Below are 25594 nucleotides of genomic sequence, written 5' to 3'. Positions count from 1 at the left end.
CGGTGCGGTGCGGTGCGGTGCGGTGCGGTGCGGTTCGGGCGGGGAGAGGGGGCGCGGGATCAGGCCGGAGGGCGGCCGGTGGCCCACCTGAACCACTGGCTGATCGACCTCGCCGGTCCCAGCTCGGCGCAGAACCCGCGCCGGGCGAGGTCGGCGGCGATGTCGAGGGCGGCGGTCTGCATGCCCAGGAAGCTGTCCACCGCCGGGAAGTGGTTGCCGGCGGTGGCGGCGCCGGAGGCGTACAGCGCGCCGTTCCCGCTCGCCGTACCGCTCACCTCGAAGCTCTTCTCGACCGTCAGGCGGCCCGCGCCGTTGCGCCGGGCGCCGCCGTGCTCCAGCAGGTCGGCCAGGACCCGGTGCTCGGGCATGTCGGCCTCCAGCCCGGTGCAGTCGATGATGAAGTCCGAGACGTGGTGGCCGGGACTTCCGTCACCGTGGCTGACGAAGCTGACCAGCCGCCCGTCCGGGGCCGGCTCGACCTTGTGGACCACGGCCTGCAGAGGGTGGTACCAGTTGCCCTCCCGGCCCTGCCGCATCTGCTCCTGCCAGCGGCGCAGCTTCGGCGTGGTGGTCCCGCCGACGGTCTTGTACAGTTCCGCGCGCCTGAGCCCGTCGGCCCGGTCGAACTGCGCCTTCAGCTGGCCGCCGAAGGCGGACTTGGGGAAGGTGAACGCCTGGTAGGCCCAGCCGTCGCCGCCCTTGCGCCGCATCAGCGGGCCGCGACCGTGCGGGCCGGTCACGTACGTGCGGAACAGGTGGACGATCCGGGTCTGCAGGCCGTACCGGGCACGGTCGTCCATCAGGCGCTGCAGCACGCGGGAGGCGACGATCCCGGCGCCGCGCACCACCACCGTGCCCGGCCTCGTCTTGAGGAACTCGTACACGTGCTCGTGCGGCTCGTAGGCGTTGACGACGCGGTGGTAGTCGTTGTAGGTCTCCCGGAAGCACTGCAGGTCCTCCAGGAACTTCAGGCCCGGGTAGCCGACCGCCAGGTGCACGTACTGGGAGCGGATCGCCACGCGCTTGGCCGGCGACGTGCCCGGAGGCGGGGTGAGGAGGGTGAAGTAGCCGCCGCCGTCGCGGCGGCGGACCATCCGCACCTGCCCCTTGATCAGCATGTCCCCGTACGCGATGCGGTCGGCCTCGCGCTTGACCGTGGCGAAGACCGTCGAGGCCCTGGGGCTGAAGAAGTCGGCGAAGACCGGCTCGACCAGGACCTGCCAGAGCAGCTTGGGGGACCTGTCCCGCCAGGCCTCGTGCACGGCGTAGGAGGGGAAACCCCAGATGTTGTCGGGCCGGGCCCCCGCGTCGGAGCGGATGCGCTCTCCCGGCGGGAGCTGGGAGACACGGGTCAGGTATTCCCAGGTCTGCCAGGGCGTGTCGCTGTTCGACAGCACCCTCATGGCCGAGGCCGGCACCCCGCAGATCCGCAGCACGTCGAGCAGGGTGAAGGAGCCGAGGCCGCCGCCCACCGACACCAGCGGAACGTCGTGGACCGGGATGCCCGCCTCGTGGAGCATGCGGTCGTGCCAGACCGGTGCGCCGATGAGGCGGGGGGTGAGGGCGTCGTGGTGCTGGGCGGCAGGCAAAGGGGGTTCCTCGTGGAGGGGCCGGACATCGCATACCGCCCGGTGATCGCCGGGCGGTATGCGGCACTATGACCGCTTGCGCTTGAATTCCGCTTGTATGTCACTGGATCATCCACTTCGCGACGGTCGACCGGGCGGACCTCCCTAGGGCTGCCGCCCCAGGTATCCGAGCAGCGCGGCGAAGGGCGTGGCGTCGACCTCGGCCGGGTCGGGACTCCGCCCGTCGGCGATCCGGGTGATCAGGGAGAGTGCGCCGGTCAGGTGGTTGGCGGCGGTTCGGCACCGGTCGTTCCGGCTACGCCCACGGACCACAGCTTAGGGACGGCCTCCGACAGAAAACCGGGCCGATCCCGCCGGAGAGCGGCGCTTGATACGGTGACGGCAGGTGAGCCGGGAAGTCTGGTCGGCATGTCATGACCCGCAGAGGGGAGATGTGCCGTGCGAGAGCGGAGTCGGCCGGCCGGCGCGGTCACGCTGCGGGCGCTGCCGGAGCGGGCGCCGGCCGGATGAGCGTGCTCGCCTGGGTGTCGGTGGCGGTGTTCCTGGGCGCGTACGCGCTGATCGCCACCGAGAGGATCCACCGGGTCGCCGCCGCCCTCGGCGGCGCCGGCCTCATGCTGCTGATTCACGCCACCGACGCGCGGGCGGCGTTCTTCTCCGCGCACGCCGGCATCGACTGGAACGTCGTCTTCCTGCTGCTGGGCATGATGATCATCGTCGGGGTGCTCAAGCAGACCGGCGTCTTCGGGTACCTGGCGATCTGGGCCGCCAAGAAAGCCCGCGGCCGGCCGTTCCGGCTGATGGTGTTGCTGGTGCTCATCACCGCGGGCGCCTCGGCGTTGCTGGACAACGTCACCACCGTGCTGCTGATCGCGCCGGTGACGTTGCTGGTGTGCGAGCGTCTGGCGCTGCCGGTGGCGCCCTTCCTCATCGCCGAGGCGATGGCCTCCAACATCGGCGGGGCCGCCACCCTGGTCGGCGATCCGCCCAACATCATCATCGCCGGCCGGGGCGGCTTGAGTTTCAACGACTTCCTCGTGCACATGGCGCCCATGGTGATCGTGCTCATGGTCGTGTTCGTCGGGCTGTGCTGGGTGATGTTCGGCCGGTCTTTCCGCTACGACCCGGAGCGGGCGGCGCAGATCATGGCGCTGGACGAGCGCGAGGCGATCGCCGACCGGCGGCTGCTGTGGCAGAGCCTGGCCGTGCTCGCGCTGGTGATGGCGGCCTTCGTGCTGCATCCGGTGCTGCACTACGAGCCGTCGGTGGTGGCGGTCCTGGGCGCCGGGATCCTGGTGGCCGCCACCAAGGTCACCACCGAGGACGCGATCGCCGAGGTGGAGTGGCCCACCCTGACCTTCTTCGCCGGTTTGTTCGTCATGGTCGGCGCCCTGGTCGAGACCGGCGTCATCGGACAGCTGTCGCGGGCCGCGGTCGGTGCCACCGCCGGCCGGCTGGAGCTGACCACGATGGGGCTGCTGGGCGCCTCGGCCGGATTGTCGGCCGTCGTGGACAACATCCCGTACGTGGCCACCATGAGCCCGATCGTCGCCGACCTGGTGCAGGCAGGCGGAGGCGACGAGACGGCCCAGGTGCTGTGGTGGGCGCTGGCCTTCGGCGCCGACCTGGGCGGAAACGCCACCGCGGTGGGCGCGGCGGCCAACGTGGTGGTGCTGGGCATCGCGGCGCGCAACCGCACGCCGATCAGCTTCTGGCAGTTCACCAGGTACGGCCTCGTCGTCACGGCGGTGACCGTCGCGCTGGCCGCGCCGTACCTGTGGCTGCGCTACCTGATGTGACCCGGCGCCTGCGGCCGCCCGAACCCCGCAGCCGGTCTGGAAGGCCGCCTCGGCGACCGCGTCCGCAGACCCTGGACGACTCACGCGTCAGCCCCGGCAGGAGTGGGGCGGGTCAGCCGCACGGGCACGGGCCCGCGGGCCGCAGCACCTCACGCACGTCCCCCCGGGCATCGACGGCGATCCGGCAGCAGGCCAGCAGGAGAGTGCGCAGCCGGGCCCGGGCCCGCTGGACGCGCGATTTCATCCCCGGTACCGAGAGTTCGAGCCGCCGTGCGGCCTCGGCCTGGGTCAGCCCGTCATAGTCGACCATGGTGATGGCCTGGCGGTCGCGCTCCGGCAACCGCGCCAGCATCGGCGCCAGACAGCCGGTCAGCGCGCTCAGCGCGCCGGGATCGGCCGTCTCGGCGATCAGGGTGCGATCGAAGGCCGCGCGAGCCCGGGTGCGTCCGGCGCGGACGGCCGCCCGGTGGTGGTTGATGATCACGTTGCGGGTGATCTGGTAGACCCAGGCCTCCAGTCGTCCGGCGTCGCGCAGTTCGGAGGCGCTGCGGCTGATGCGCACCAGGACCTCCTGGACGATGTCCTCGGCCTCGTCGGGCCGGTCGACGCGGGCGGCGACGAAGGCGACCAGGCGGGTGCGCATCCGCGTGATCGCCGCGATGTCGGAGGCCGGGTGGGCGGGTGTCGTCATGGTCTTGCTCTTTTCGGAAGCGGGCCCGAGACCGGTCGGCCCGGCCTCGGGCGTGGACAGGGGGTTACCGGCAGCCGCAGCCGCCGGGCGCCGCCGGAGCCGCCCCGGTCGAGGCGTCGGCCGGGGCGCCGCAGCAGGCGGCCTTGTCCTCGGGCGCGCAGCAGGTCTGCAGCGTGGTGGCCGAGCAGCAGGTGGCGGTGGCGGTGGCGGTGGTGTCGGTCGTGGTCATGGCGGATCCTCCGGTTTCGGGAAACGGCTTCAGTGGGGTAGACGGCGGATCCGGCGGAAGGACGCATCGGAGAGGTCCATTTGGTTAGGTCGCTGTCTAATTTGACATCTCTCTAATCAAGGTGACAGACTGAATGCTACTTAGACAACCTTCGAATCACAACGACTGTCCGACCCAGGAGGAACGATCATGAGTGGTGGATGTTGCGGCCCGGCCGTCCCCGCCGAGCAGAGCGCGCTGGCCGTACCGGCCACGCAGAGCGCGCCGGCCGGGCAGGCGGGTCCGGCGCGGGCCGTCGACGCGCGCCTGGAGCGCCTTCCGGTGGTGGTGATCGGCGCAGGGCCGGTCGGCCTGGCCGCCGCCGCCCACCTGGCCGAGCGCGGCCTGGACTTCCTGGTGCTGGAGGCCGGGGCCCAGGTCGGCGCCTCCATCGCCCAGTGGGGACACGTGCGCACCTTCAGCCCGTGGAAGTACGACATCGACGCGGCCGCCCGCCGCCTGCTGGACGCGCACGGCTGGAGCGCGCCGGATCCCGAGTGGCTGCCCACCGGCGCCGAACTCGTCGAGCAGTACCTGACACCGCTGGCCGCCCATCCGGCCATCGCCGGTCACCTGCGCCTGAACGCCGAGGTCGAGGGCATCAGCCGGGCCGGATACGACCGCCTGCGCACCGCCGGACGGGAGCGGGCCCCCTTCCTGATCCGCCTCGCCGACGGCACCGAGATCGCCGCCCGCGCCGTCATCGACGCCTCCGGCACCTGGGCCACCCCGAACGCGCTGGGCGCCTCCGGCCTGCCCGCGCACGGCGAGGCCGAGGCCGCCTCCTTCATCGACCACGCCCTGCCCGACGTGCTGGGCGCCGACCGGGAGCGGTACGCCGGCAGGCACACCCTGGTCGTCGGCGCCGGGCACTCGGCCGCCACCACCCTGCTCGCACTGGCCCTGCTGGCCGAGGAAGTCCCCGCGACCCGCGTCACCTGGGCGATCCGCGCCGGAGACGCCACCCGCGCCTACGGCGGCGGCGCCGCCGACGCGCTCCCGGCCAGGGGCGCGCTCGGCACCCGGCTTCACGCGCTGGTCGAGTCCGGCCGCATCACGCTGCTGACCGGTTTCTTCACCCACACCCTCACCGCCGACGGCGAGAGCGTGACGGTGATCAGCCGGGATCCGTCGGGGGAGGAGCGGAAGGTGGCGGCCGAGCGGATCGTGGCCGCCACCGGCTACCGTCCCGACCACACCATCGCGAGCGAACTGCGTCTGGACCTGGATGCGATCCTCGGCTCCACCCGGGCGCTGGCCCCGCTGATCGACCCCAACCACCACTCCTGCGGCACCGTGCCCGCGCACGGCGCCGACGAGCTGGCCCACCCGGAAGCGGGCTACTACGCCGTCGGGGTCAAGAGCTACGGCCGCGCCCCGACCTTCCTGATGGCCACCGGCTACGAGCAGGTGCGCTCGGTGGTGGCCGCCCTGGCCGGGGACTGGGAGGCCGCCCGGCAGGTGCGGCTGGAGCTGCCGGAGACCGGCGTGTGCTCCTCCGGCCTGGCCGAGGCCCAGGAGTCCCGGGTCGGGCTGGCCACCGGCGTCGGCGGCGGCCTGCTGGCCGGCCCGCTGCCGCTGGTCGATGGGGAAACGGGCGGGAGCGGCGGTTGCTGCGGCTGACGCGCGGACGCCTCGCCGTATGGTGATCGAGTGCGGAAGCTGACCCCGTCCACCGCCTCGGCTCCTGATCCTTCCGCCGGCGGACGCGGCGGGAACCGGGGCCGGGACGGCGCGGGCCTGGTCACGGCCCTGGCGATCACCCAGACCGCCGGGTACGGCGTGCTGTACTACGCCTTCGCCGTCCTGCTCACCCCGATGAGCCGTGACCTGCACGCCGGCACCGGCCAGGTCGCCGGGGCGCTGACCTGCTCGGTGCTGACCGCGGCACTGGCCGCCCCATGGGTCGGCCGCCTGCTGGACGCCCGCGGCGGCCGGATCCCGATGACCGCGGGGGCGGTGCTCGGCGTGGCGGCGGTGCTGGCCTGGTCGCAGGTCACCAGCCTGGTCCAGCTGTATGCGGTGCTGGTGCTCGTCGGCCTGGCCTCGGCGATGGTGCTGTACGAGGCGGCCTTCGCCGTCGTCGTGGCCGTCTCCGCACCCGCCCGGCGGTCCCGGGCACTGCTGGTGATCACCATCGTGGCCGGGTTCGCCTCCAGCGTGTTCTTCCCGCTGACCGGATTCCTGGTCGCCGCCTTCGGCTGGCGCACCGCCCTGGTGATCCTGGCCGCCGTCTACGGAGCTCTGGCCGTCCCCCTGCACGCGCTGATCCTTCCCGGTCACGACCGCGCCCGGGGCGGCCGGACCGGCGCATCGGCGAAGGCGCGCCGCGCCGACCTCGTGCGCGCCGCCCTGCGCGGGTGGGCGTTCTGGCTGCTGGTCGCCGCCTTTTTCGCCCAGATCGCCGCGGTCGCCGTGATGGGGGTGCTGCTGGTCGCCTACCTGATCGCTCTGGGGCATTCCGCGGTGCTGGCGGCAGGCGTGGCCGGGCTGCTGGGGGTGCTGTCGGTCACCGGCCGCCTGGTCAGCACCGCGCTGTCGGCCCGCCGGCCGATCGCTCTGGTCACTGCCGCCATCTTCGCCCTGCAGGGCGCCGCGGCCCTCTTGCTGCCGCTGATCGGCCGCGACACCGCCGGGGCGATCGTGGCGGTGACGCTGTTCGGGCTCGGCTTCGGGGTGGCGACCATCGCCCGCCCCGCGCTCCTGGCCGAGCGGTACGGCACCGGCGCCTACGGCAGCATCAGCGGCGCCATGGCGCTGCCGGTCCTGGCGGCCAAGGCCGTCGCACCGCTGGTCGCCGCCGTCCTGGTCTCAGTCGTCGGCTACACCGCGGTGATGGCGGCCGTGGCGGCCTGCTGCGCTCTGGCCGCGATCACGTTGACCGCCTATCACCGCATACCATTTAGAGCAGCGTCGAAGTAAGGAGCTCCCCTCATGACCGCGTCCACCATCGCCTGCTGTGCGCCGATCGCCCGCGAGCCGCTGGGCGAGACCGAGGCGGCCGAGCTGGCGGTGCTGCTCAAGGCGGTCGCCGACCCGGTCCGGCTGCGCCTGTTGTCGATGATCGGCTCCCACGCCGGGGGCGAAGCGTGCGTGTGCGACCTGACCGACGCCTTCGACCTGACCGCCCCCACCATCTCCCACCACCTGAAGGTGCTGCGCACCGCCGGGCTGATCGACTCTGAGCGGCGCGGCACCTGGGTCTACTACTGGATCGTCCCGGAGACGGTGAACAGGCTGGGCGCGCTGTTCGCCCCGCTGGCCGAACCCGCCGCGATCTAGAAGGACCTCGCGATCTGGAAGGGCCCGCGATCTAGGATCCCACGATCTTGAGGCGGCCCGTGTTCTGGAAGGTTCTCGCGATCTCGAGGCGGCCCGCGGTCACGAGCGCGTCCCGCCTCAAGAGGACAACAGTCCGGCGATGAGCCGCTCGACGCGGGTGCGGATCTCATCGCGGATCGGCCGTACCGCCTCGATGCCCTGACCGGCCGGATCGTCGAGCTTCCAGTCCTCATAGCGCTTGCCGGGGAAGAAGGGACAGGCGTCCCCGCAACCCATGGTGATCACCACGTCGGAGTCGCGCACGGCCTCATTCGTCAGTACCTTGGGCCGCTCGGCGGTGATGTCGACGCCGACCTCGGCCATGGCCCGCACCGCGACCGGATTGACGGCCTCGGCCGGGGCCGAGCCCGCCGAGCGGACCTCGATGCGCCCCCGTGCCAGGTGGGCCAGCCAGGCGGCGGCCATCTGGGAGCGGCCGGCGTCGTGCACGCATACGAACAGCACGCTGGGCTTGTCGCTCATCGGTCGGCGATCCTCTCCTCGGAGCGCGGGGCGGGCCGGCTGGACGGCCCCGCCGGATGGGCCATGACCGCTTCCTGAGCGATCCCGGCCGTCGGGCGGCCGAACAGGCCGGCCACCAGCAGCAGGCCGATCGCGCCGCCGAGCAGCTGGGCGGCGATGAAGGCGGGTACCGAGGCCGGGGCGATGCCGGCGAAGCTGTCGGAGAAGGCCCGCCCGACGGTGACGGCGGGGTTGGCGAAGCTGGTGGAGGAGGTGAACCAGTAGGCCGCGCCGATGTAGCCGGCGACCGCCGCCGGTGCGACCGCGGTGCGACCGGAGCGCGCCAGGCCGAAGACGACCAGGACCAGCCCGGCGGTGGCGACGAGTTCGCCCAGCCACAGATGGCCCGCGCTGCGCCGGGTCGCCGCCCAGCTGATCGCGGGCTGGGCGAACATGGCGTTGGCCAGCACCGCCCCGGCGACCGCCCCGCCGACCTGCGCGGGCAGATAGGCGGCCAGATCGCGGGCGGTGAGCCCGGCGCCGGTGCGGCGGCCCTGCCACCAGTCGGCCAGCGAGACCACCGGGTTGAAGTGGGCGCCGGAGACCGGACCGAGCACCACGATCAGCACGCCCAGGCCGAACACCGTGGCGATGGCGTTCTCCAGCAGTTGCAGCCCCACATCCTGCGGGGACAGGGTCTGAGCCATGATCCCGGAACCGACCACCACGGCCACCAGCAGCATGCTGCCGACGAACTCGGCCAGCACGCGACGGGCCGGCGGGCTCACGCGCCCGCTCCGACCGGACGGTTCCATCGTCTCCCCTTGATCACACTGGAAACCCGTGATTTTACCGCTGTCTATATTGGCAGGTCGGCTGGAGTGTGAGTGGTAGGGCACTTGCGGCTCGTCGGACATACTGTGGTTGAACTCGTGATGTCGCCGGGTGGCTTAGGTGGGTCTGATTGTCGGGCCGGTCTCGGCGAGGCGGCCGTCTATGGCCAGACCGCTGGCCGCCGCTGATTACCTGGTGCGTTCAGTGCGGTCGTCGTACTCTTCGCGGGCGGTGATGACTTCTTCGATGTGCAGCACGGACCACTCCGTGAGCGCCTTCAGCGGTTCCCGTAGCGTCTGGCCGAGCGCGGTCAGCCCATACTCCACGTGCGGCGGCACCTCTGGATAGACGGTCCGGCTGACCAGCCCGTCGCGTTCGAGGGTGCGCAGCGTCTGGGTGAGCATCTTCTCGCTCACGCCCGCCAGCGCCTGCCGGAGATGACCGAACCGGGAGGTCCCGTTCCGGCCGAGTTCGCCCAGCACGAGGACCGCCCACTTGCTGCCGATCTGGTCGAGCAGGTCCCGCGACGGGCAGCCGCGCTCGTACGGATCGAATGACGGCATGGGCCCGGTCGCATTCTCGACAGCAGCCATACGGCTCACCTCAATGCTTTCGCTGCGGTAAGTACCCTACCAAGAAGTGGCTACTCCCCAACAGAGAGTATTCAGGTCATTCTGTGTTCCATCCCGCGGCGGACGGACCGCGGCAGGCGTGCGAGGCACGCGCGGAAGGAAGGAATGACCATCATGCCGATCGTCGTCACTGGAGCAACCGGCCAGCTGGGCAGGCTCACCGTCGAGGCACTGCTGCGGCGCGGGATCCCGGCCGCGGACATCATCGCGACCGGCCGGGACATCGCCGGGATCAAGGATTTGGCCGACCGAGGCGTCACGGGTACGCCGCGCCGACTTCGCGGACACGGACGGCCTGGCCGAGGCATTCTCGGGGGCGGACAGGCTGCTGCTGATCTCGGCCTCGGTCCCCGTGGGCGAGCGGGTCGCCAACCACCGCCGCGTGATCGACGCCGCGGCATCCGCAGGCGTGTCGCTAGTGGCGTACACGAGCACGACGCACGCGGACACGGCCACCACCGTCATCGGTGCCACGCACAGCGAGACCGAGGCGTATCTGCGGGACCGCGGAATCCCCGGCGTGCTGCTGCGCAACGGCTGGTACTTGGAGAACTACACCAGCCAACTGCCGCAGATCCTGCAGAACGGCGCGGTCGTCGGCGCCGCAGGCGAGGGACGGATCAGCGCCGCGTCCCGCGCCGACTACGCCGAGGCCGCAGCGGTCGTCCTCACCACTGAAGGCCACACCGGCGCCGTGTACGAGCTCGGCGGCGACGAATCCTTCACCCTGACTGAGCTCGCCGCCGCGATCTCCGCTGCGGCCGGAAAGCAGGGTGCCTACGCTGACCTCCCGGTGGCCGACTTCGCCCAGGTACTGGACGCCGCGGGCCTACCCGCCGAGCTGGCGGAGGTCCTCGCTGACGCTGACCGCGGTATGAACCGCGGCGAGATGTACACCGACTCTGGCGACTTGCGCCGCCTGATCGGCCGCCCGCCCGTGACCCTGGCCGAGGCACTCGCGGCCGCCCTGCATTACTGAGGTTGAACTCGTGATGTGGCCGGGTTGCTCAGGTAGGTCTGATCGCCAGGCCGGTCTCGGCGAGGCAGCCGTCTATGAGTTCGCTGCGGTACTGGATGTGCCGTAGGCCGCGCCGGATGCGCTGGACGAGGTGTTCAGGGGTACTGAAGGCGACGTTGGAGAGCCAGCCGCGTCGCAGGAGGGACCAGATCCCCCGTCGCAGGGGCTCCTGGGGAGGCAGATCTCGCACAAAGCCGACGGAAACCCAGGTCTCCTCGTCATAGGTGAACTCTTCTCGGAGCCGTTCGTAGGTCGCCGCCGTCGCCTCTGCTCGCGAATCGCCGCCTCCAGGCGTAACCCGGGCCCGAGCAGCGCTGTGGGCCACAGGCTCACGAGCCGTGGCCACAACGGGAACCCCTCCGGGCGCTAGGTCGTTGCTCCCCGATGAGCTCGGTACATCAATTTCGATAAGGGTTTCCTGGACTATGGCGTGGTTTCGAGACGATGAGCAGGATCTTCAGCAGCTCCTTGAGGAGGCTCGACAGGCTCACCGAGAGGGACGCTCGGTCTTCGTGGCTCGTTTGCGCTCCAAGCACGGGAAGACGAACCCTTGGGCTGCGCCGGATGCGGCCGAGTTGATTGAGGGTGTCGAGCGTGAGGGGTGGGGGCTCAGTCATATGGCGGAGAGCTTGGCCGGAGATGTCGTTCCGCAGATGACCTGCGTTTTCCGGCGCAGGCAGTCGTAGCGTTCCAGACGGCGGCATGCCGGGGCCGGCGCGGTGGCTGTGTGGCGGGTGATTCGGGCGCTGCCATGACCGGCCTCCGGGTCGCATGCGCGGCCGGGGGCCGCGACCCCGGGCCGTGATGGCGTCCTCGATCTATATGAGAACGATTCGGCAAACTGTCTGAGAAGCGTGATTGTTTTTTCTGCAGAAGGAGCTGGCCTGGATGGGCATCGGAGTGGCGCAGGGGATCACGCTGGGTATCTCCTGTTTGGCTGCGGCCCTCGGTGTCTACGCATTGGTGGTCAAGCGGGTGCCCCGCCTGGCTTTTCTCTGGCGTGGTCAGCATGACTCCCGGTACTACGGCTGGGGCATGTTGTCGCTGGCTGCCTTCGGACTCACCGCGTCCCTGGGGCAGGACGTCATGGAGCCGGGGTCCTGGCCGGACACGGTGATGCTCGTGCTGTCGTCGACGCTGTTCGTGGCAGCGTTCTGGCTGTTTCTTTCGGCGAGGCGGGCTTCCTGAGCATCCCGCAGAAGGTCACCGCCTCGCGCACTCGGGGCCGAGCTCTTTCAAGACGGCCTTATCCGAACGCCTGGCGGTCTTCGCCGGCGCGGGTGTGCGCGGTGGTGAGTCCGGTGTCGGCCAGAATGCGCTGGAGGGTCTCCTCCGGCGAGCTGTCCGGGCCGATGATCTGCTCGCAGCCGGTGTCGAGCAGGTCCAGCGGGCGGAACCATTCCCGCATCTCGGTCTCGCCGTAGGCGGAGGCCTGGGGTTTGGTCGCGTGCCGCCGCAGGGTCTCGGCGAAGGGCACGTCCAGGTAGTAGAAGTGGCTGGAGCCCCGATGGCCGGCGCGCAGCGCCTGCAGCATCGCGCCGTACCGGTCGGCGTACAGGATGCCTTCCAGGACGACGTGGTAGTCGTTGTCCAGCGCGTAGCGGACGACCACGTCGATCAATCCGATGGTGGCCGCACCGGCCTGGTCCCGCTCCCTCAGGATGTCGCGGCGGATGACGTCCTGGCCGACCACGGCGAGGCCGCGCCCGTAGCAGGCGCGCAGCCGTGCGGCGATCGTGCTCTTGCCCGAGGCGGAGTTGCCCCGCAGCACGATCAGGCGTGTGTGCTCGGATCCCGCGACCATCGACTGCAGCCTACGGGCCCATCGCCCGCGCGGGCGCGGATATCGCAGGACAGCGGTGCCCGCCGGCGGTCGACGGGTCTCTTCGGGGCGGAGACCATGCCATCCGGGATGGTAGGGACAGCCCTACCCCGGGAAGCCTGTCGGCAGGATCGATCTCCCGTCCGGCGGCTCATAGCGTTGGCTCCATGAGATCCCCCCTGCGCCGCATCGGCATCGACACCCGCTACCTGCTCATCAGCTTCCCCCTGGCGTTGATCGCCTTCTGTCTGACGGTCGTCGGCTTCTCGGCCGGTGTCGGGACGGTGGTGGTGTGGATCGGCGTGCCGATCCTGGCGGCGACCATGATGCTCGCCCGGGGCTTCGCCGACCTGGAGCGCCGGATGCTGCCCGAGGTGCTCGGCCGCCCGGTGGCCCGGCCGCGCTACCGCCCCGCCCCGCGGGCCGCCGGGTTCTTCCGCCGGCTGGTGAACCCGATGGCCAACGGTCAGTCGTGGCTGGACCTGCTGTACGCCGTCGTGAACTTCCCGATCGCCGTCGTGACGTTCTGCCTCACGGTGACCTGGTGGGCCGGGGCGGTCCTCGGGCTGACCTATCCGATCTACGGGTGGATCCTCGAGGGGATCCCGGACAACAACGGCCCGGCCGAGCTGCTCGGCTTCGGCGACGGCGTCCTGGTCGGCGTGATCTTCAACACCGCGATCGGCGTGCTGTTCGCGATCACGCTCCCGCTGGTGGTCCGCGGCGCGGCGCTGGTGCAGTCGGGGCTCAGCCGGGCCATGCTGACCGCCGTGGCCGAGCTGCACGAGCGCGGCGACGATCCGGGGCTCGCCGGTGAGTGCCCGCTCGCCTTCGCCGACTGGGCCGGTGAGCACCGCGCCGCTTTCACCCCCTGAGAGATCGCCCACCTGTCCGCCGGCGCCGCCGGCGGCATCGGCGTGCCGGGCGCCCTCACCCCGGCCGGGGCGGGGCACACGGTATACGCCTCCGGGCGCGGGACGGAGGGTCGCGACGTCGAATATGCCGGCACCCCGCCGGATCGGAAGCGTCAGCCGCGGGGGCGGGAGGCGTAGGGCAGCAGGGCCATCTCCCGGGCGTTCTTGATCGCGCGGGCGAGCTGTCGCTGCTGCTGGACGGTGACGCCGGTGACCCGGCGGCTGCGGATCTTGCCGCGGTCGGAGATGAACCTGCGCAGCAGGTCGGCGTCCTTGTAGTCGATGTAACTCACTCCCCGCAGCGGGTTGCTCTTCTTGCGGGGGGTACGGCGGGGCTTCATGCGATCTCCTTCAGGTCGAGGATGTGGGCGAACGGGTCGTCGTATCCGGCCCACGCGGTGTGGCCGGCCACGGCTTCTTCCGGGGTGAGCAGGCAGGAGTCGAGCAGCGCGTGGATGCGCTCGCGATCGAGGTCGGGGCCGGTGAAGACCAGGTGCTGCACGCGGTCGCCGGTGATCTCGTCCCAGTCGAGGGCGGCGGCCATGCGGCGGGCAGGGGAGACCATGTCCCAGGCCGCCTCGGGCAGAGCCGCCAGCCAGGGACCGGCGTCTTCGACCGAGACGATGCCGGCGACGGCGTCCCAGGCCAGCATGCACTCGTGCCGCGTGGCCAGCCAGAAGCGCCCGCGAGAGCGGACCGAGACGGTGGCCAGCTCGTCGACGGCCTCGAACAGGCGGGCCGGGTGCAGCGGGCGCAACCGGTGCCAGACCACCGTGGTGACCTCGTCGGTCTGGGTGTCGCAGGGCAGCTGGGCGGTGGCCGGGTCGACGCGCTCGGCCAGCGTGCCGGTGCACAGGGCGGCGCCGGTCACCTCGGGCAGGGTGTCGACGCCGAAGACGGGGGTGACGGGCGCCAGGTGACCGAGCACGGCGCGGGCCAGGTCGGCGTCCTCTTCGTCTCCGCCGTGCAGCACCAGGCCGGTGGCGTACTCGATCTGCCGGGCCAGCACCTCGGCCAGGTGGCGCTCGTCGCCGCCGGCCGCCATCTGGCCGGTCTCGGCCAGGCGGTCGCCGCGGGTGATGTCGATGGGCATGTGGGCGGCGTCCAGCGCGGTGAGCACCGCGGTGAGCCTCAGGGCGTCGTGGGCCTCCGCGCAGTCGATCGCCTCGGCCACCGAGCGCGGCTCGACCGAGTCCCACAGCTCCACCACCAGCAGGGGGGCGGTGGCGGCGCGCCGGAGGAGCTCGGGGAGGAGGTCCTCGCGCACGGTGCAGGTCACGCAGCCGTGGGCGAGCCGTACCTCGGTCAGATCCAGCACCTGTACGGCGTCGCGGACCACGCGCTCGACGCGCCCGCGGGTCACCGAGCGCAGGTCGTGGTGGATCGCGACGGCGCCGGGGTGCCCGGCCAGCAGCGCCTCGACGGCGGGGGTGCGGGCCTGGGCGTGCAGGCCCGCCACGAGGACGACGGGAGTGGACACGGGTCTCCTTCGCAGGTGCGGACGGGGACGTCCGCGGAACCTCGGACGGACATCGGTTGACGGAATGAAAATCGTTCCCATTATCATTACACGTCCAGACGGCACGAGAGGAACCCCATGGCCAGAAACGAGCTCCGGCCCGTGATCAAACTCAGATCCACCGCGGGAACCGGCTACACCTACGTCACCCGCAAGAACCGCCGTAACGACCCCGACCGGCTCACCCTGCGCAAATACGACCCGACCATCCGTCAGCACGTGCTGTTCCGAGAGGAGCGATGACCCCGTGAAGAAGGGCATCCACCCCGACTACCGCCCCGTGGTCTTCCGCGACCCGAGCGCGGGCTTCGCCTTCCTGACCCGCTCGACCGCCACCAGCACCAAGACGATCACCTGGGAGGACGGCAACACCTACCCCGTCATCGACGTCGACGTCTCCTCGGCCAGCCACCCCTTCTACACCGGCCGCAGCCGGGTGCTGGACACCGCCGGCCGGGTCGAGCGCTTCAACCAGCGCTACGGGAGGGCCTGATGTCGGCGCACTGCCAGCTCACCGGGACCGCGCCGATCTTCGGCAACCGCGTCTCCCACTCCCACCGGCGCACCCGCCGCCGGTGGAACCCCAACATCCAGCACCGCCGCTACTGGCTGCCGAGTGAGGACCGCTTCGTCCGGCTCACCCTCAGCGCCAAGGCGATCAAGACCGTGGACAAGATCGGCGTCGAGGCGGCCGTGGCCCGCATCCGCGCCCGGGGAGGGAAGGTCTGATGGCCAAGAAGAGCAAGATCGTCGCTAACGAGCGCCGGAAGGCGATCGTGGCCCGCCACGCCGAGCGCCGCGCCGAGCTGAAGGAGATCGTCCGCACCGGCACGCCCGAGGAGCGGGCGCAGGCCGTGCGCGCCCTGGCCCGCCAGCCCCGTGACGCCTCCGCCACCCGCGTCCGCAACCGCGATTCGGTCGACGGCCGCCCCCGCGGCCACCTGACGAAGTTCGGCCTGTCGCGCATCCGCTTCCGCGAGATGGCCCATCGCGGCGAGCTGCCCGGCGTCACGAAGGCGAGCTGGTAGGCCGTGGCCGTCCCCAAGCGCAAGATGTCGCGCAGCAACACCCGCCACCGCCGCTCCCGGTGGAAGGCGACCGCGCCCGACCTGGTGCCGATCACCGTGGACGGGCGGGAGCTGCTGGTGCCCCGCCGCCTGGTGTGCGCCTACCAGCGCGGCCTGATCACTCTCGACTGAGGCATGCCCGGGTGCGCCGCCGACACGGCCGTCCAGGCGACGCGGATGTTCGGGCGACGCGGATGTTCGGGCGACATGGATGTTCAGACGACATGGAGAGGAAGGCGCCCATGGCAGCCGACGCGACACCCCTGCGACCGGAACTCGCCGAAGCGTGGCTGCGGCGCTGGGACGCTCAACAGGAACAGTACGTCGCCGACCGCGAGAGACGGTTCACCGTGATCGGCGACGTGCTCGGCCACTCCCTGTCCGGACGTGACCGGCCGCTCGTGCTCGATCTGGGCTGCGGCCCGGGCTCGCTGTCGGCGCGGGTGATCCGGCGGCTGCCGTCGGCGCAGATCGTCGGGGTGGACAACGATCCTCTGCTGCTGGCTCTGGCCCGCAGCGTGCATCCGCGGGCCGCCCGGTTCGTCGAGGCCGACCTGCGCCTGCCGGGCTGGTCGGCCCTGCTCGGCCTCGATCGCGAGCTGGACGCGGCCGTGTCGTCGACCGCACTGCACTACCTGCCGCCTCAGACCCTCGCGGAGGTCTACCGGGAGCTGGCCGGCCGGATGCGGCCCGGCGGGGTCTTCGTCAACGCCGACAACCTCTACGACGAGCAGCCGGCGATCGCCGCCGTCGCCGCGGCGTTGCGCCGTACCCGAGTGGGGGGCGGAGAGGACTGGACGTCCTGGTGGCGGGCGGCCGCGGCCGAACCCGCGCTGGCCGGCCTCATGGCCGAGCGGGAGGAGGGAGCCGCAGGAGGGGGCGACCACCGGGTGTCGGCCTCCGTCCACGGCGCGTTGCTCCGCCGGGCCGGGTTCGGCCAGGTCGGCCCGGTCTGGCAGGCCGGGGACGACGTGGTCCTCGTGGCCGTCCGCTGAGAAAGTCCTTCGCGGAAGTGAAACAGTAGTTCGTCCTGCGAATTTGTTACCCTTGGCCGGTGAGTAAGAATGTTGACGGCCCGATCGGGGTGGTGGCCGCGCTGGTGCGATCCGCTTTCCTGGTGGACGCCGTGTACGCGGAATCCGCTCGCGAGCACGGCCTGACCCAGCAGCAGGGCCAGCTGTTGTGCGTCCTGATGCCGCAGTCGTACGGCATGAGCGAGCTGGGCATGATGCTCGGCCTGGCCAAGTCGAGTCTGACCGGCCTGGTCGACCGCAGCGAGCGCAACGGCCTGGTCCAGCGCAAGCCCGATCCGCAGGACTCCCGGGCGGTCCGGGTGGCCCTCACCAAGCGCGGCGCCAAGCTGGTCGACGAGTTCTACGCCGAGACCTGCCGCCGCATCGAGGAGCTGACCGCCGGGTTCGAGCCCGGGGAGCGCGACGCGCTCGCGGCCCTGCTCGGCCGCGTCGTGGCGGACAACAAGGCGCCCAGCGTGTTCATGGAACCGGACCGGCCGCGCTGACCGGGAGGGGTTGCAGTTCGTGCCACGAACTAATATGGTTCGTAACACGAACTGAACCCCTTCTCTGTGTCGGAGTGTCAATGATGAGTCGTACGGTTGTCATCATCGGCGGCGGTTACGGTGGTTCCGCGCTCGCCAAGGCGCTGGATCCGGTGGCCGACGTCGTCCTCATCGACCCGCGTGACGCGTTCGTCAACTCGGCCGGTTCGCTGCGGGCGCTGACGCGCCCCGACTGGGCGCCCCGCATGTTCTTCCCCTACGAGCAGTGGCTCAGGCGCGGCACGGTGGTGCGCGAGCGGGCGGTCTCGGCGGACCCCGGCGGCGTCACCCTGGCCTCGGGCCGGCGGATCGAGGCCGACTACCTGGTTCTCGCCACCGGCTCCAGCTACGCCTACCCGGCCAAGCCCGCCTCCGACTCCACCGGTGAGGTCCTGGACGACCTGCTGCGGACCCACAAGGAGCTGGCGGGCTCCGAGCGGGTGCTCATCCTCGGCGCGGGGCCGGTCGGCCTGGAACTGGCCGGCGAGATCAAGGAAGTGTGGCCGCACAAGCACGTGACCGTCGTCGACCCGGCCGAGCGGCTCCTGCCGGCCTTCCCCGACGAGATGCGCGACGAACTGCGCCGCCAGCTCGACGAGCTGGACATCGACCTGCGGCTGGGCGCCGGTTTGAGCACGCCCCCGGCGACCGGGCCCGGTCAGGCGGAAACGTTCACCGTGACCACCACCGCCGGGGACGAGATCACCGCCGACATCTGGTTCCGCGCGCACGGCGTACGGATCAACAGCGACTACCTCGCGGGCGGCGAGCTGACGACGCGCACGCCCCAGGGGCACGTGCCTGTCACCGACACCCTCAATGTGCGCGGTTATCAGCACGTCTACGCCATCGGCGACATCACCGACGTCGACGAGGCCAAGATGGCCGGGTACGCGATGCAGCACGCCGAGGTGGTGGCCCAGAACATCCTCGCCCAGCTGCGCGGCGAGCAGCCGGCGGCCGCCTACCGGCCGCTGCCCCACCCCATGATCCTGCTGCCCCTCGGCCCGCGCGGGGGCGTCGGCCAGCTGCCCACCCCCGACGGGCCGGCCGTCGTCCCGGCCGAGACGGTCTCGGCCTACAAGGGGGCCGACCTGTTCACCGGCCGCTTCGTCGAGCAGTTCGGCCCGGCCTGAGACGGACCGCATCCGGCCGGGCCGCGGCGGCCCCGCCGTCTCCCGCCCGGCCCCCCGCGCCGTGTACCGCTCGGTCCCCGCGCCGTGTCCCGCCCGGTCCCCGGCGCGGCACCGAGCACGCGCCGGAAGCACACGCCTGATGAACATCTTCTTCGAGAGGCAGAACAATGTCCGCACATGACGTCGTCTTCGGGTTCGGCGCCCATTCCGACCTCGACGACATCCCCCAGCTGCTGCGTATGACCCGGCAGGCCGACCGGGACGGTCTTGACGTCTTCTCCTTGTCGGACCACCCGTACATCGGCGGGCGCGTGGACGCCTACGCCGCCCTCGGCTTCATCCTCGGGCGCACGGAGCGCATCGCGGGGCTGGCCAACGTCACCAACCTGCCGACCCGGCCCGCTCCCATGCTGGCCAGGACGGTGACGTCGCTGTCGGCGCTGTCGGGCGGCCGGATCGTGCTCGGCATGGGCGCGGGCGGATTGTGGAACCGCATCACCGACATGGGAGTGCCGCAGCTGACACCCGGCGACGCCGTGGACGCCTTCGAGGAGGCGATCGTCCTGGTCAAGCGGCTGTCAGGCGGCGGCCCCGCGGTCACCTTCCAGGGCCGGCACTACCAGGTGCACCAGATCGAGCCCGCTCCCGTCGCCGCGCCGCCGGTGTGGACCGGCTCGGTCGGCCGGAAATCCCTGGCCGCCACCGGTCGCGTGGCCGACGGCTGGATCCCCGGCCACGCGGCCGACTGGCTCAGCGACCGCTACCGGAAATCCCGGCCGATCATCGACGAGGCGGCGGCGTCCGCCGGCCGCGATCCGGGCGAGATCCGTACGGTCTTCAACTTCCCGGGGAACATCACCGACCGGCCGCTGCCCGCCACCCGCGACCGCGACGGCCGCTGGCTCGGCGGCTCGGTGGACCAGTGGGTCGAGGAACTGACGGGGGCCGTGCTGGAGCACGGAGCATCGGGCTTCACTCTCTTCTCGGCCGGACACGGCGCCCCGGACCTCACCACCCTGGCCCGCTGGGCCCGGGAGATCGTCCCGTCCGTACGGGAGGCCGTCGCGAAGTAGCGCGACGGCACAGCCGGCGGGTCACCGTGCCGACAGATGGATTCGATTCAGGGAGTGGAACGCGGATGCGCGTCCGCCTGGTCGCCGGCCGTTTCCGCCGGTCCGGAGTCGAGGGCGGAGAGGTGGAGGAGGCGCAGCGCGGCTTCGGAGGGCGAGCCGGGCTCGGCGCTGTAGGCGATGATGCGCTGCCCCGACCCGCCGGGGATGAGGAGGTTGTCGAAAGAGAGCTCCATCGGGCCGACGAGCGGGTGGCGGAGGTGTTTGACGCCCGAGGTGCACGTGCGTACCGGGTGGCGGGCCCAGCGCTCGGCGAACTCCTCGCTCTGGATGACGAGCCGGCCGACGAGCTCGGCCAGACCGCGGTCGTCCGGGTGGCGTCCCGCCGCCAGGCGCAGGGAGGCGACGGCGAGCGTGGCCTCCTCGGACCAGTTCGGGTAGAGCTCGCGGAAGTGCCCGTCGAGGAAGAGCAGCCGGGTCAGGTTGGGCCGCGTGGCCGGGCTGCCGGGGGCCGCGGGGTCGAGGTGACCGGCGAGCAGCGCGTGGCCGAGCCCGTTCCAGGCCAGGATGTCGTTCCTGCGGTCCAGTGCCAGGGCGGGCGCCTCGGTCATCGCCTCCAGCAGCCGCCGGACCGAGCGGCTCGCGTGCTCGGGCCGGGCCGGGGCGGGCCGCGTGGGCGCCGGGGGCCGGGCGAGGTGCTTGAGATGGGCCGTCTCGTCCTCGGTCAGCCGCAGGGCGCGGGCCAGCGCGCCGAGCACGGCGTCGGAGGCGCCCGCCGCCCGTCCCTGCTCCAGGCGGGTGTAGTGGGTCACGCTCACCCCCGCGAGCATCGCCAGCTCCTCGCGGCGCAGCCCTGACACGCGGCGGCGCGTGCCGTACGCCTTCAGTCCCAGCTCCTCGGGATTCAGCCCGGCCCGCCGGCTCTTGAGGAAATCACCCAGTTCCTTCGCCCTGTCCATGTGTTTCATGATGCGTGCTGAGAACGGCGGAGGGGCGGCGGAAGCCTGGTCATGAAATGACCACCCTCCCGGATGCCGGTCTGAGCCCGGTTCTGGTCGGCCGCGGGGGAGTGGATGAGCCTTCTCTCGTCACAGTGACCGAGAGGAAAGGCTCTTCCGACCATGTCGACCGCCGACACCACCGACACCGCCGACACCGGTGGCACCGCCGACACCGGTGGCACCACTGGCACGACCGGCATCATCGGCGCCTCCGCCCCCGGGACCGCACCGCCGGGCACATCCCGGCGGCTCACGCCCCGGCTGCTGCTGGTGCTGGTCGTTCTGCTGGCCGCCCAGTTCATGCTGGCCGTGGACTTCTCCATCCTCAATGTGGCCCTGCCCGTCATCGGAGAGGGACTGGGATTCTCCCTGGCGCACCTGCAGTGGATCGCCACCGCCTTCGCGCTGTGCGCCGCCGGGTTCACGCTGCTGTTCGGCAGGCTGGCGGACCTCTTCGGCCGCCGCAGGATCTTCCTGGGCGGGCTCGCCGTCCTGGGCGCCGCCTCGCTGGTCGGCGGTCTGGCGCAGAGCCCGGAAGCACTGATCGTCGCCCGTGTCCTCCAGGGACTGGCCACCGCGGCGGTCACCCCGGCCGGGCTCTCCCTGCTGATCACGTCCTTCCCGGAGGGGCCCCTGCGGGAGCGGGCGCTCGGCCTCAACGGGGCGCTGATGTCGGCCGGTTTCACCACCGGCGCCATCCTGGGCGGGCTCCTGACCGACCTGCTGTCCTGGCGGTGGGCGTTCTTCATCAACGTGCCGGTGGTCGCGCTCGTGCTCGTCGCCGCCCCTGTCGTGATCGAGGAGTCCAGGCCGGAGAGCCGGGCGCGGCTGGACGTGCCCGGCGCAGTCAGCGTCACTCTCGGCCTGCTCGCCGTCGTCTTCGGCCTCACGCAGGCCGGAGAACACGGCTGGGGTACGGCCGGCGCCCTCATCCCGCTGGCCGTGGGCGGGCTGCTGCTGGCGGTGTTCCACCTCGTCGAGCTGCGGGCCCCCGCACCCCTGGTGCCCCCGGCGGTGCTGGGCAGGCGAACGGTCGCCTGGGGGAACATCGCCGGGCTCATCGCGTTCCTGACGGAGACGTCCCTGGTCTTCCTGTTGACGCTCTATCTGCAGAACGTGCTGGGCTTCTCGCCGCTGGCGGCCGGCCTCTCCTTCGGCGTGCTGGGGCTGGGCACCGTGGTCGGCGGCTCGATCGCGCCGAAGGTCATCGGCAGGATCGGCGCCCGCTCCACGCTCGTCGCCGGTGGCCTGGTGCAGGCCGTCTTCACCGTCGCCCTGCTCGGCCTGGGGGACGACCGTTCCTGGATGTGGCTGCTGCTGGCGGCCACCTTCGCCGGCGGTGTCGGCAACATGCTGGTCATCGTCGCATTCATGGTCACCGCCACCTCCGGCCTGCCCGACCGTGAGCAGGGCCTGGCGACGGGCCTGGCCACCATGACCCAGCAGATCGGCATCACCATGGGCACCCCGATCATGAGCGCGATCGCCGCGTCGGCGATCGCCGGGACCGGCACGGCGGCCATGCTCGGCGGCCTGAAGGCGGCCATCGCGGTGAACGCCGCCATCGTGCTGCTGGGAGTCCTCACCAGCCTGCTCTTCCTCGACAAGTCGGCCCCCGCTCCTGCTGGAGCGGGGGCGCGAGATCTTGCGGAGGGCGCTTGACGCCGCGCTCGCCGACGTGCCGCCGGTGCGGGTCGTCAGCCTCTCGGGCCGAAGCCCGTCATGAGGACGTGGACGGCGATCAGGACGACGACCCAGATCATGGCGCGCCGGGTCGGGGCGGGGCCGTTGCGCAGCAGCGAGACGCCCAGCGGGATGAAGGCCAGGCACAGGCCGCCGACGGCGAGGAAGGACTGGGGCTCGGTGCCCTTGAGGGGGCCGAGCGCGAGGGCCGACATCAATCCCAGGGCGATGGAGCGGCCCAGTCCCAGGGCGCCGGAGCGGTAGGCGCCGATGGCCAGCACCACCCAGCCGAAGAAGGCCGGCCCGGACATGGTCTTGAAGGGGTGCCAGAGCGTCTCTCGCCACGCGTCGTAGTAGCCGTCGATGCCGTCCAGCATGGTCTGCAGGCCGAGCACGTCGGTCAGGTGGAAGGCGAAGTGGTCGGTGCCGAACTGGAAGGTCCGGGTGAACAGGCCGATCATCACCAGGCAGCCGCCCCACATTCCCCACAGCGGGTTGGTGGCGGAGATGCGCTGGGCCAGCGTCATGACCGCCGGCCACAGCAGCACGAACCCGAGGGCGAAGCAGGCGTAGGCGGCGGTGATGAGGGTGGGGTGCTGGCTGTAGGCGTGGAGCTGATATGGCACGAAGAAGTAGAACTGGGAGCGCAGGAGGGTCCCGACCATGATCAAGGTGGGGCCGACGATCAGCGAGATGCCGCTCACCCATCGGCCGGGGAAGGCGGGCTGGCGGTCCAGGTTGGCGGCGGCGTTGGCGGCCCGCCGGTCCGCGCCGGTCTGCCGCCAACGCGTGATGCGCTCCTGAAGATCAATGCTCATGGCGTGCTGCCCATCTTGTCGGTATTGGTGTGCCTGGACCGGTATTCCGGGGCACAGCAATATGGTGCTGGGCGAGGCAGGGGGCACGCGTCTGGCTCGGGTCGCATCTTGGCGGGCGGGCACGAGCGGGTGGTGCGACCCCGGACGGATGCGAATGTCTGACCGTGGGCAGATGCCGAATGATCCGCCGAGGTGATCGAGATCGGGATCGCCGCCGCTTGAGGTGATCGGATCCGCCGGGAACCCGCCGTCCGACGACCGGTCCTTCGACGCCGCGACGGCCGACGGACTCTGCTCCGGGGCTGAAGCCGGCCATCCCGGGATCGGTGACGGGGCCGGTGAACGTGCGCGGACGGGTCCTTGTCAGGGGAAGGGCGGACCGGTCACCGGTGGCCGTCCGAGTTGGTGACGAGCCCGCCTTCGTAGGCGGCGATGACGAGCTGGGCCCGGTCCCGGGCGTGCAGTTTGGCCAGGAGACGGCCGATGTGGGTCTTGACCGTGCCGACGGTGAGGTGCAGGTGCTCGGCGATCTCGGAGTTGGACATGCCCCTGCCGATGAGGGTGAGCACCTCGCGCTCGCGCTGGGTGATGTCGTTGAGGTCGCGCACGACCGGGGCGGGGCGGGGACCGTGCCGGAACTCGGCGATGAGCCGGCGGGTCACGGTGGGCGCCAGCAGCGCCTCGCCGGAGGAGACGATGCGGATGGCGGTCAGGAGCTCGCTCGCGGTGGCGCTTTTGATGAGGAAGCCGCTGGCGCCGGCCTGTAGCGACGCGTACACGTAGTCGTCCTGATCGAACGTGGTGAGGATCAGCACGCGCGTGCCGGCGCCGACGGGGTCGGCGCAGATGCGTCTGGTCGCCTCGATGCCGTCCATGTCGGGCATGCGCACGTCCATGAGGACGATGTCGGGCCGGTGCCGCTGGGCCAGGAACACGGCTTCGGCGCCGGTGCCCGCCTCGCCCACGACGGTCATCCCCGGCGTGGCGTCGATGAGGACCTTGAAGCTGTCACGGACCAGGACCTGGTCCTCGGCGAGCAGGACCCGGATGGGAGGGGACGGGGTGTGCGGGGCGGCGCCGATGCTCATGTCGTCGGTGCTCACGTCGCACTGCCGTCCGGGTCGTAGGGCAGTCGGGCGGACACGTGGAAGCCTCCTTCAGGCCGGGGTCCTGCGCTGAACGCGCCTCCGTACATTTTGACCCGTTCGCGCATGCCGACGAGGCCGTGGCCGCCGTGGTTCGGCCGCGGCGGCCGGCTGTGGCGGGGGCCGTCGTCGACGACGTCGATCGCGGCCTCCCGCCCGTCGGCGTCCACGGTGACCGAGCAGCGGGTGGGCCCCACGTGGGTGACGACGTTGGTCAGGGCCTGCTGCACGATCCGGTACACCGACATCGCGACCGCGGGAGGCAACGCGGCCTCTTCGCGGACGGTCAGGTCCACCTCGATCCCGGCCGAGCGGGCGTGGGCGGCCAGCTCGGGCAGGTCCGCCATGCCGGGCACGGGCGCATGGGCCTGCTGGGGATCGCCGTCGGAGCGCAGCAGGTCGAGCACCCGGTGGATCTCGGCCAGCGTGCTCCGGCTGGTCTGCTCGATGACGGCCAGCGCGGCGCGGACCTCCTGCGGGCGGGCGTCGGCGACGTGGTTGGCCACGGTGGCCTTGACCGCGATCAGGCTCATGCTGTGCCCGATGACGTCGTGCAGTTCCCGGGCGATGCGCCGGCGCTCGTCGGTCACCGCGGAGTCGGCGAGGTGGCGGACGAGGCGGGCGGTCGTCTCCCGCTTCCAGCGCACGACGGCTCCGACGGCCCATGCGACGGTCAGGAACACACCGATCACGCCGACCTCGATCGGCCAGGCCGGCGGCACCTCGCTCGGTGTGGCCGCGGGCGCGAGGCCGGGGAGCACCTGCGCGTAGAAGATCAGGACCGCGGTCACCGCGGCGGACAGACAGGCTGCCAGGCCCGCCGTCGACCATGCGATCGAGGTGGTGGAGGCCACCAGGTACAGCACGAGCACGGTCGGAGTGAACGACGTCCAGATCGCGCCCGCCGCGCCGGCGCCGGCCACGGTCGCCGCCACGGCCGCGGCGCACGCGAGAGCGAGCATGACCCGCGGCCGGCGCCGCCGGAGAGCGATCGGGAGGCTCAGGACCGCCGCCACCGGCCAGGCCGACCAGGCGGGCCATGACGAGGACGGCCCCGGCGGATCAACGATGGCGTATCTGATGAGGAGCGCCACGGCGACCGCCGCCACCATGTCGGTGACGTCCTTTCCGCCGAGCCGCCATCCAGCCCGTTTCATGAGGGGAAGGTATCGCCTTATAGATCATCGGGCATCTGCCCACGGTCGGACATCCGCCTCCACCCGGGGTCATACCACCGGCTCGCGCGG

Annotated in this window: 31 protein-coding genes; 17 read left to right on the top strand and 14 right to left on the bottom strand. The window is 71.5% G+C overall.

All coding sequences use genetic code 11. The features are described 5' to 3' along the window. Positions 1-59: 59 nt before the first annotated feature. Positions 60-1589, bottom strand: a complete 1530-nt coding sequence (locus tag Plo01_RS27380; protein ID WP_203893563.1) for a hypothetical protein — start codon at positions 1587-1589, stop codon at positions 60-62. A gap of 144 nt (positions 1590-1733) precedes the next feature. After that, positions 1734-1901 carry a hypothetical protein gene (locus Plo01_RS27375; protein ID WP_203893562.1) on the bottom strand — a complete coding sequence of 56 codons (168 nt, stop codon included), beginning with the start codon at positions 1899-1901 and terminating at the stop codon, positions 1734-1736. 194 nt (positions 1902-2095) lie between these two features. Here Plo01_RS27375 and Plo01_RS27370 point away from each other — a divergent pair, with 194 nt between their 5' ends. Then, positions 2096-3388 (top strand): ArsB/NhaD family transporter, encoded by a 1293-nt coding sequence (locus tag Plo01_RS27370; RefSeq protein WP_203893561.1) that lies wholly within the window; start codon positions 2096-2098, stop codon positions 3386-3388. A gap of 112 nt (positions 3389-3500) precedes the next feature. Here the strand turns inward: Plo01_RS27370 and Plo01_RS27365 are convergent, their stop codons facing one another. Further along, positions 3501-4079 carry a sigma-70 family RNA polymerase sigma factor gene (locus Plo01_RS27365; protein ID WP_203893560.1) on the bottom strand — a complete coding sequence of 193 codons (579 nt, stop codon included), beginning with the start codon at positions 4077-4079 and terminating at the stop codon, positions 3501-3503. A gap of 64 nt (positions 4080-4143) precedes the next feature. Then, complete coding sequence (locus Plo01_RS27360) at positions 4144-4308, bottom strand: hypothetical protein (protein ID WP_203893559.1); 165 nt, start codon at positions 4306-4308, stop codon at positions 4144-4146. A 189-nt stretch (positions 4309-4497) separates the two neighbouring features. Between Plo01_RS27360 and Plo01_RS27355 the strand changes: the two genes are divergently transcribed. The 3 genes from Plo01_RS27355 to Plo01_RS27345 are packed head-to-tail and all read left to right on the top strand — an operon-like array spanning position 4498 to position 7629. Continuing rightward, the gene (locus tag Plo01_RS27355) at positions 4498-5970 is read left to right on the top strand and encodes an FAD-dependent oxidoreductase (protein ID WP_203893558.1); all 1473 of its coding nucleotides are present in this window, start codon (positions 4498-4500) and stop codon (positions 5968-5970) included. Between the two features lie 30 nt (positions 5971-6000). Further along, complete coding sequence (locus tag Plo01_RS27350; protein WP_239317153.1) at positions 6001-7269, top strand: MFS transporter; 1269 nt, start codon at positions 6001-6003, stop codon at positions 7267-7269. A 12-nt stretch (positions 7270-7281) separates the two neighbouring features. Further along, a complete protein-coding gene (locus Plo01_RS27345) occupies positions 7282-7629 on the top strand; it encodes an ArsR/SmtB family transcription factor (RefSeq protein ID WP_203893557.1) in 348 nt (115 codons plus the stop codon). Between the two features lie 117 nt (positions 7630-7746). Here Plo01_RS27345 and Plo01_RS27340 read toward each other — a convergent pair whose 3' ends face one another. The 3 genes from Plo01_RS27340 to Plo01_RS27330 form a co-directional block, all read right to left on the bottom strand. Further along, positions 7747-8151, bottom strand: a complete 405-nt coding sequence (locus Plo01_RS27340; RefSeq protein WP_203893556.1) for an arsenate reductase ArsC — start codon at positions 8149-8151, stop codon at positions 7747-7749. Continuing rightward, positions 8148-8918, bottom strand: a complete 771-nt coding sequence (locus tag Plo01_RS27335; protein WP_203893555.1) for an aquaporin — start codon at positions 8916-8918, stop codon at positions 8148-8150. Before Plo01_RS27335 ends, Plo01_RS27340 begins: the two co-directional genes overlap by 4 nt. A 234-nt stretch (positions 8919-9152) precedes the next feature. Next, positions 9153-9557: a winged helix-turn-helix transcriptional regulator gene (locus Plo01_RS27330; RefSeq protein ID WP_239317151.1), complete on the bottom strand. Its 405-nt coding sequence runs from the start codon at positions 9555-9557 to the stop codon at positions 9153-9155. A 169-nt stretch (positions 9558-9726) separates the two neighbouring features. Here Plo01_RS27330 and Plo01_RS27325 point away from each other — a divergent pair, with 169 nt between their 5' ends. Both Plo01_RS27325 and Plo01_RS27320 read left to right on the top strand, forming a co-directional pair. Continuing rightward, positions 9727-10575 (top strand): NmrA family NAD(P)-binding protein, encoded by an 849-nt coding sequence (locus tag Plo01_RS27325; protein WP_203893613.1) that lies wholly within the window; start codon positions 9727-9729, stop codon positions 10573-10575. Positions 10576-11502: 927 nt separating this feature from the next. Beyond that, entirely contained in the window at positions 11503-11802 is a 300-nt protein-coding gene (locus Plo01_RS27320; RefSeq protein ID WP_203893554.1) for a hypothetical protein, read from the top strand. 58 nt (positions 11803-11860) lie between these two features. Here the strand turns inward: Plo01_RS27320 and Plo01_RS27315 are convergent, their stop codons facing one another. Then, positions 11861-12418: an AAA family ATPase gene (locus Plo01_RS27315; RefSeq protein ID WP_203893553.1), complete on the bottom strand. Its 558-nt coding sequence runs from the start codon at positions 12416-12418 to the stop codon at positions 11861-11863. A gap of 185 nt (positions 12419-12603) precedes the next feature. On the opposite strand from Plo01_RS27315, the gene Plo01_RS27310 reads away from it, so the two are divergent. Further along, positions 12604-13311, top strand: coding sequence for a sensor domain-containing protein (locus tag Plo01_RS27310; protein WP_203893552.1), 708 nt, complete (start codon positions 12604-12606; stop codon positions 13309-13311). A gap of 152 nt (positions 13312-13463) precedes the next feature. Here Plo01_RS27310 and rpsR read toward each other — a convergent pair whose 3' ends face one another. Then, positions 13464-13691 carry a 30S ribosomal protein S18 gene (gene rpsR / locus Plo01_RS27305; protein WP_203893551.1) on the bottom strand — a complete coding sequence of 76 codons (228 nt, stop codon included), beginning with the start codon at positions 13689-13691 and terminating at the stop codon, positions 13464-13466. Beyond that, entirely contained in the window at positions 13688-14830 is a 1143-nt protein-coding gene (locus tag Plo01_RS27300) for a CobW family GTP-binding protein (protein WP_239317149.1), read from the bottom strand. The genes rpsR and Plo01_RS27300 overlap by 4 nt, the downstream gene beginning before the upstream one ends. A gap of 117 nt (positions 14831-14947) precedes the next feature. On the opposite strand from Plo01_RS27300, the gene rpmG reads away from it, so the two are divergent. The 9 genes from rpmG to Plo01_RS27255 all read left to right on the top strand — a co-directional run bounded on the left by rpmG (position 14948) and on the right by Plo01_RS27255 (position 19703). Then, positions 14948-15112, top strand: coding sequence for a 50S ribosomal protein L33 (rpmG, locus tag Plo01_RS27295; RefSeq protein WP_203893549.1), 165 nt, complete (start codon positions 14948-14950; stop codon positions 15110-15112). A gap of 4 nt (positions 15113-15116) precedes the next feature. Continuing rightward, positions 15117-15362, top strand: a complete 246-nt coding sequence (locus Plo01_RS27290) for a type B 50S ribosomal protein L31 (protein ID WP_203893548.1) — start codon at positions 15117-15119, stop codon at positions 15360-15362. Beyond that, complete coding sequence (gene rpmB / locus Plo01_RS27285) at positions 15362-15598, top strand: 50S ribosomal protein L28 (RefSeq protein ID WP_203893547.1); 237 nt, start codon at positions 15362-15364, stop codon at positions 15596-15598. The genes Plo01_RS27290 and rpmB overlap by 1 nt, the downstream gene beginning before the upstream one ends. Further along, positions 15598-15897: a 30S ribosomal protein S14 gene (gene rpsN / locus Plo01_RS27280; RefSeq protein ID WP_203893546.1), complete on the top strand. Its 300-nt coding sequence runs from the start codon at positions 15598-15600 to the stop codon at positions 15895-15897. Before rpmB ends, rpsN begins: the two co-directional genes overlap by 1 nt. A 3-nt stretch (positions 15898-15900) precedes the next feature. Continuing rightward, positions 15901-16068, top strand: a complete 168-nt coding sequence (rpmF, locus tag Plo01_RS27275; RefSeq protein ID WP_203893545.1) for a 50S ribosomal protein L32 — start codon at positions 15901-15903, stop codon at positions 16066-16068. 110 nt (positions 16069-16178) lie between these two features. Beyond that, a complete protein-coding gene (locus tag Plo01_RS27270; RefSeq protein ID WP_203893544.1) occupies positions 16179-16931 on the top strand; it encodes a class I SAM-dependent methyltransferase in 753 nt (250 codons plus the stop codon). 59 nt (positions 16932-16990) lie between these two features. Next, a complete protein-coding gene (locus Plo01_RS27265) occupies positions 16991-17455 on the top strand; it encodes a MarR family winged helix-turn-helix transcriptional regulator (protein WP_203893543.1) in 465 nt (154 codons plus the stop codon). An 83-nt stretch (positions 17456-17538) separates the two neighbouring features. After that, a complete protein-coding gene (locus Plo01_RS27260) occupies positions 17539-18630 on the top strand; it encodes an NAD(P)/FAD-dependent oxidoreductase (protein ID WP_203893542.1) in 1092 nt (363 codons plus the stop codon). A gap of 167 nt (positions 18631-18797) precedes the next feature. Then, the gene (locus Plo01_RS27255) at positions 18798-19703 is read left to right on the top strand and encodes an LLM class flavin-dependent oxidoreductase (RefSeq protein WP_203893541.1); all 906 of its coding nucleotides are present in this window, start codon (positions 18798-18800) and stop codon (positions 19701-19703) included. A 47-nt stretch (positions 19704-19750) separates the two neighbouring features. Here Plo01_RS27255 and Plo01_RS27250 read toward each other — a convergent pair whose 3' ends face one another. After that, a complete protein-coding gene (locus Plo01_RS27250; protein WP_239317147.1) occupies positions 19751-20659 on the bottom strand; it encodes a helix-turn-helix transcriptional regulator in 909 nt (302 codons plus the stop codon). A 162-nt stretch (positions 20660-20821) separates the two neighbouring features. Between Plo01_RS27250 and Plo01_RS27245 the strand changes: the two genes are divergently transcribed. Further along, positions 20822-22363, top strand: a complete 1542-nt coding sequence (locus tag Plo01_RS27245; protein WP_203893539.1) for an MFS transporter — start codon at positions 20822-20824, stop codon at positions 22361-22363. 35 nt (positions 22364-22398) lie between these two features. On the opposite strand, the gene Plo01_RS27240 is transcribed toward Plo01_RS27245, so the two are convergent. The 3 genes from Plo01_RS27240 to Plo01_RS27230 all read right to left on the bottom strand — a co-directional run bounded on the left by Plo01_RS27240 (position 22399) and on the right by Plo01_RS27230 (position 25504). After that, positions 22399-23202 (bottom strand): hypothetical protein, encoded by an 804-nt coding sequence (locus Plo01_RS27240; RefSeq protein ID WP_203893538.1) that lies wholly within the window; start codon positions 23200-23202, stop codon positions 22399-22401. 383 nt (positions 23203-23585) lie between these two features. After that, positions 23586-24290, bottom strand: a complete 705-nt coding sequence (locus Plo01_RS27235; protein WP_203893612.1) for a response regulator — start codon at positions 24288-24290, stop codon at positions 23586-23588. An 11-nt stretch (positions 24291-24301) separates the two neighbouring features. Continuing rightward, positions 24302-25504 carry a sensor histidine kinase gene (locus Plo01_RS27230; RefSeq protein ID WP_203893537.1) on the bottom strand — a complete coding sequence of 401 codons (1203 nt, stop codon included), beginning with the start codon at positions 25502-25504 and terminating at the stop codon, positions 24302-24304. Between the last annotated feature and the right edge of the window lie 90 nt (positions 25505-25594).

This window comes from Planobispora longispora (genome assembly GCF_016863135.1).
Taxonomy (GTDB): domain Bacteria; phylum Actinomycetota; class Actinomycetes; order Streptosporangiales; family Streptosporangiaceae; genus Planobispora; species Planobispora longispora.
The sequence above is the reverse complement of the archived record's forward strand: the minus strand, read 5'-3'. Positions and strand labels throughout refer to the sequence as shown.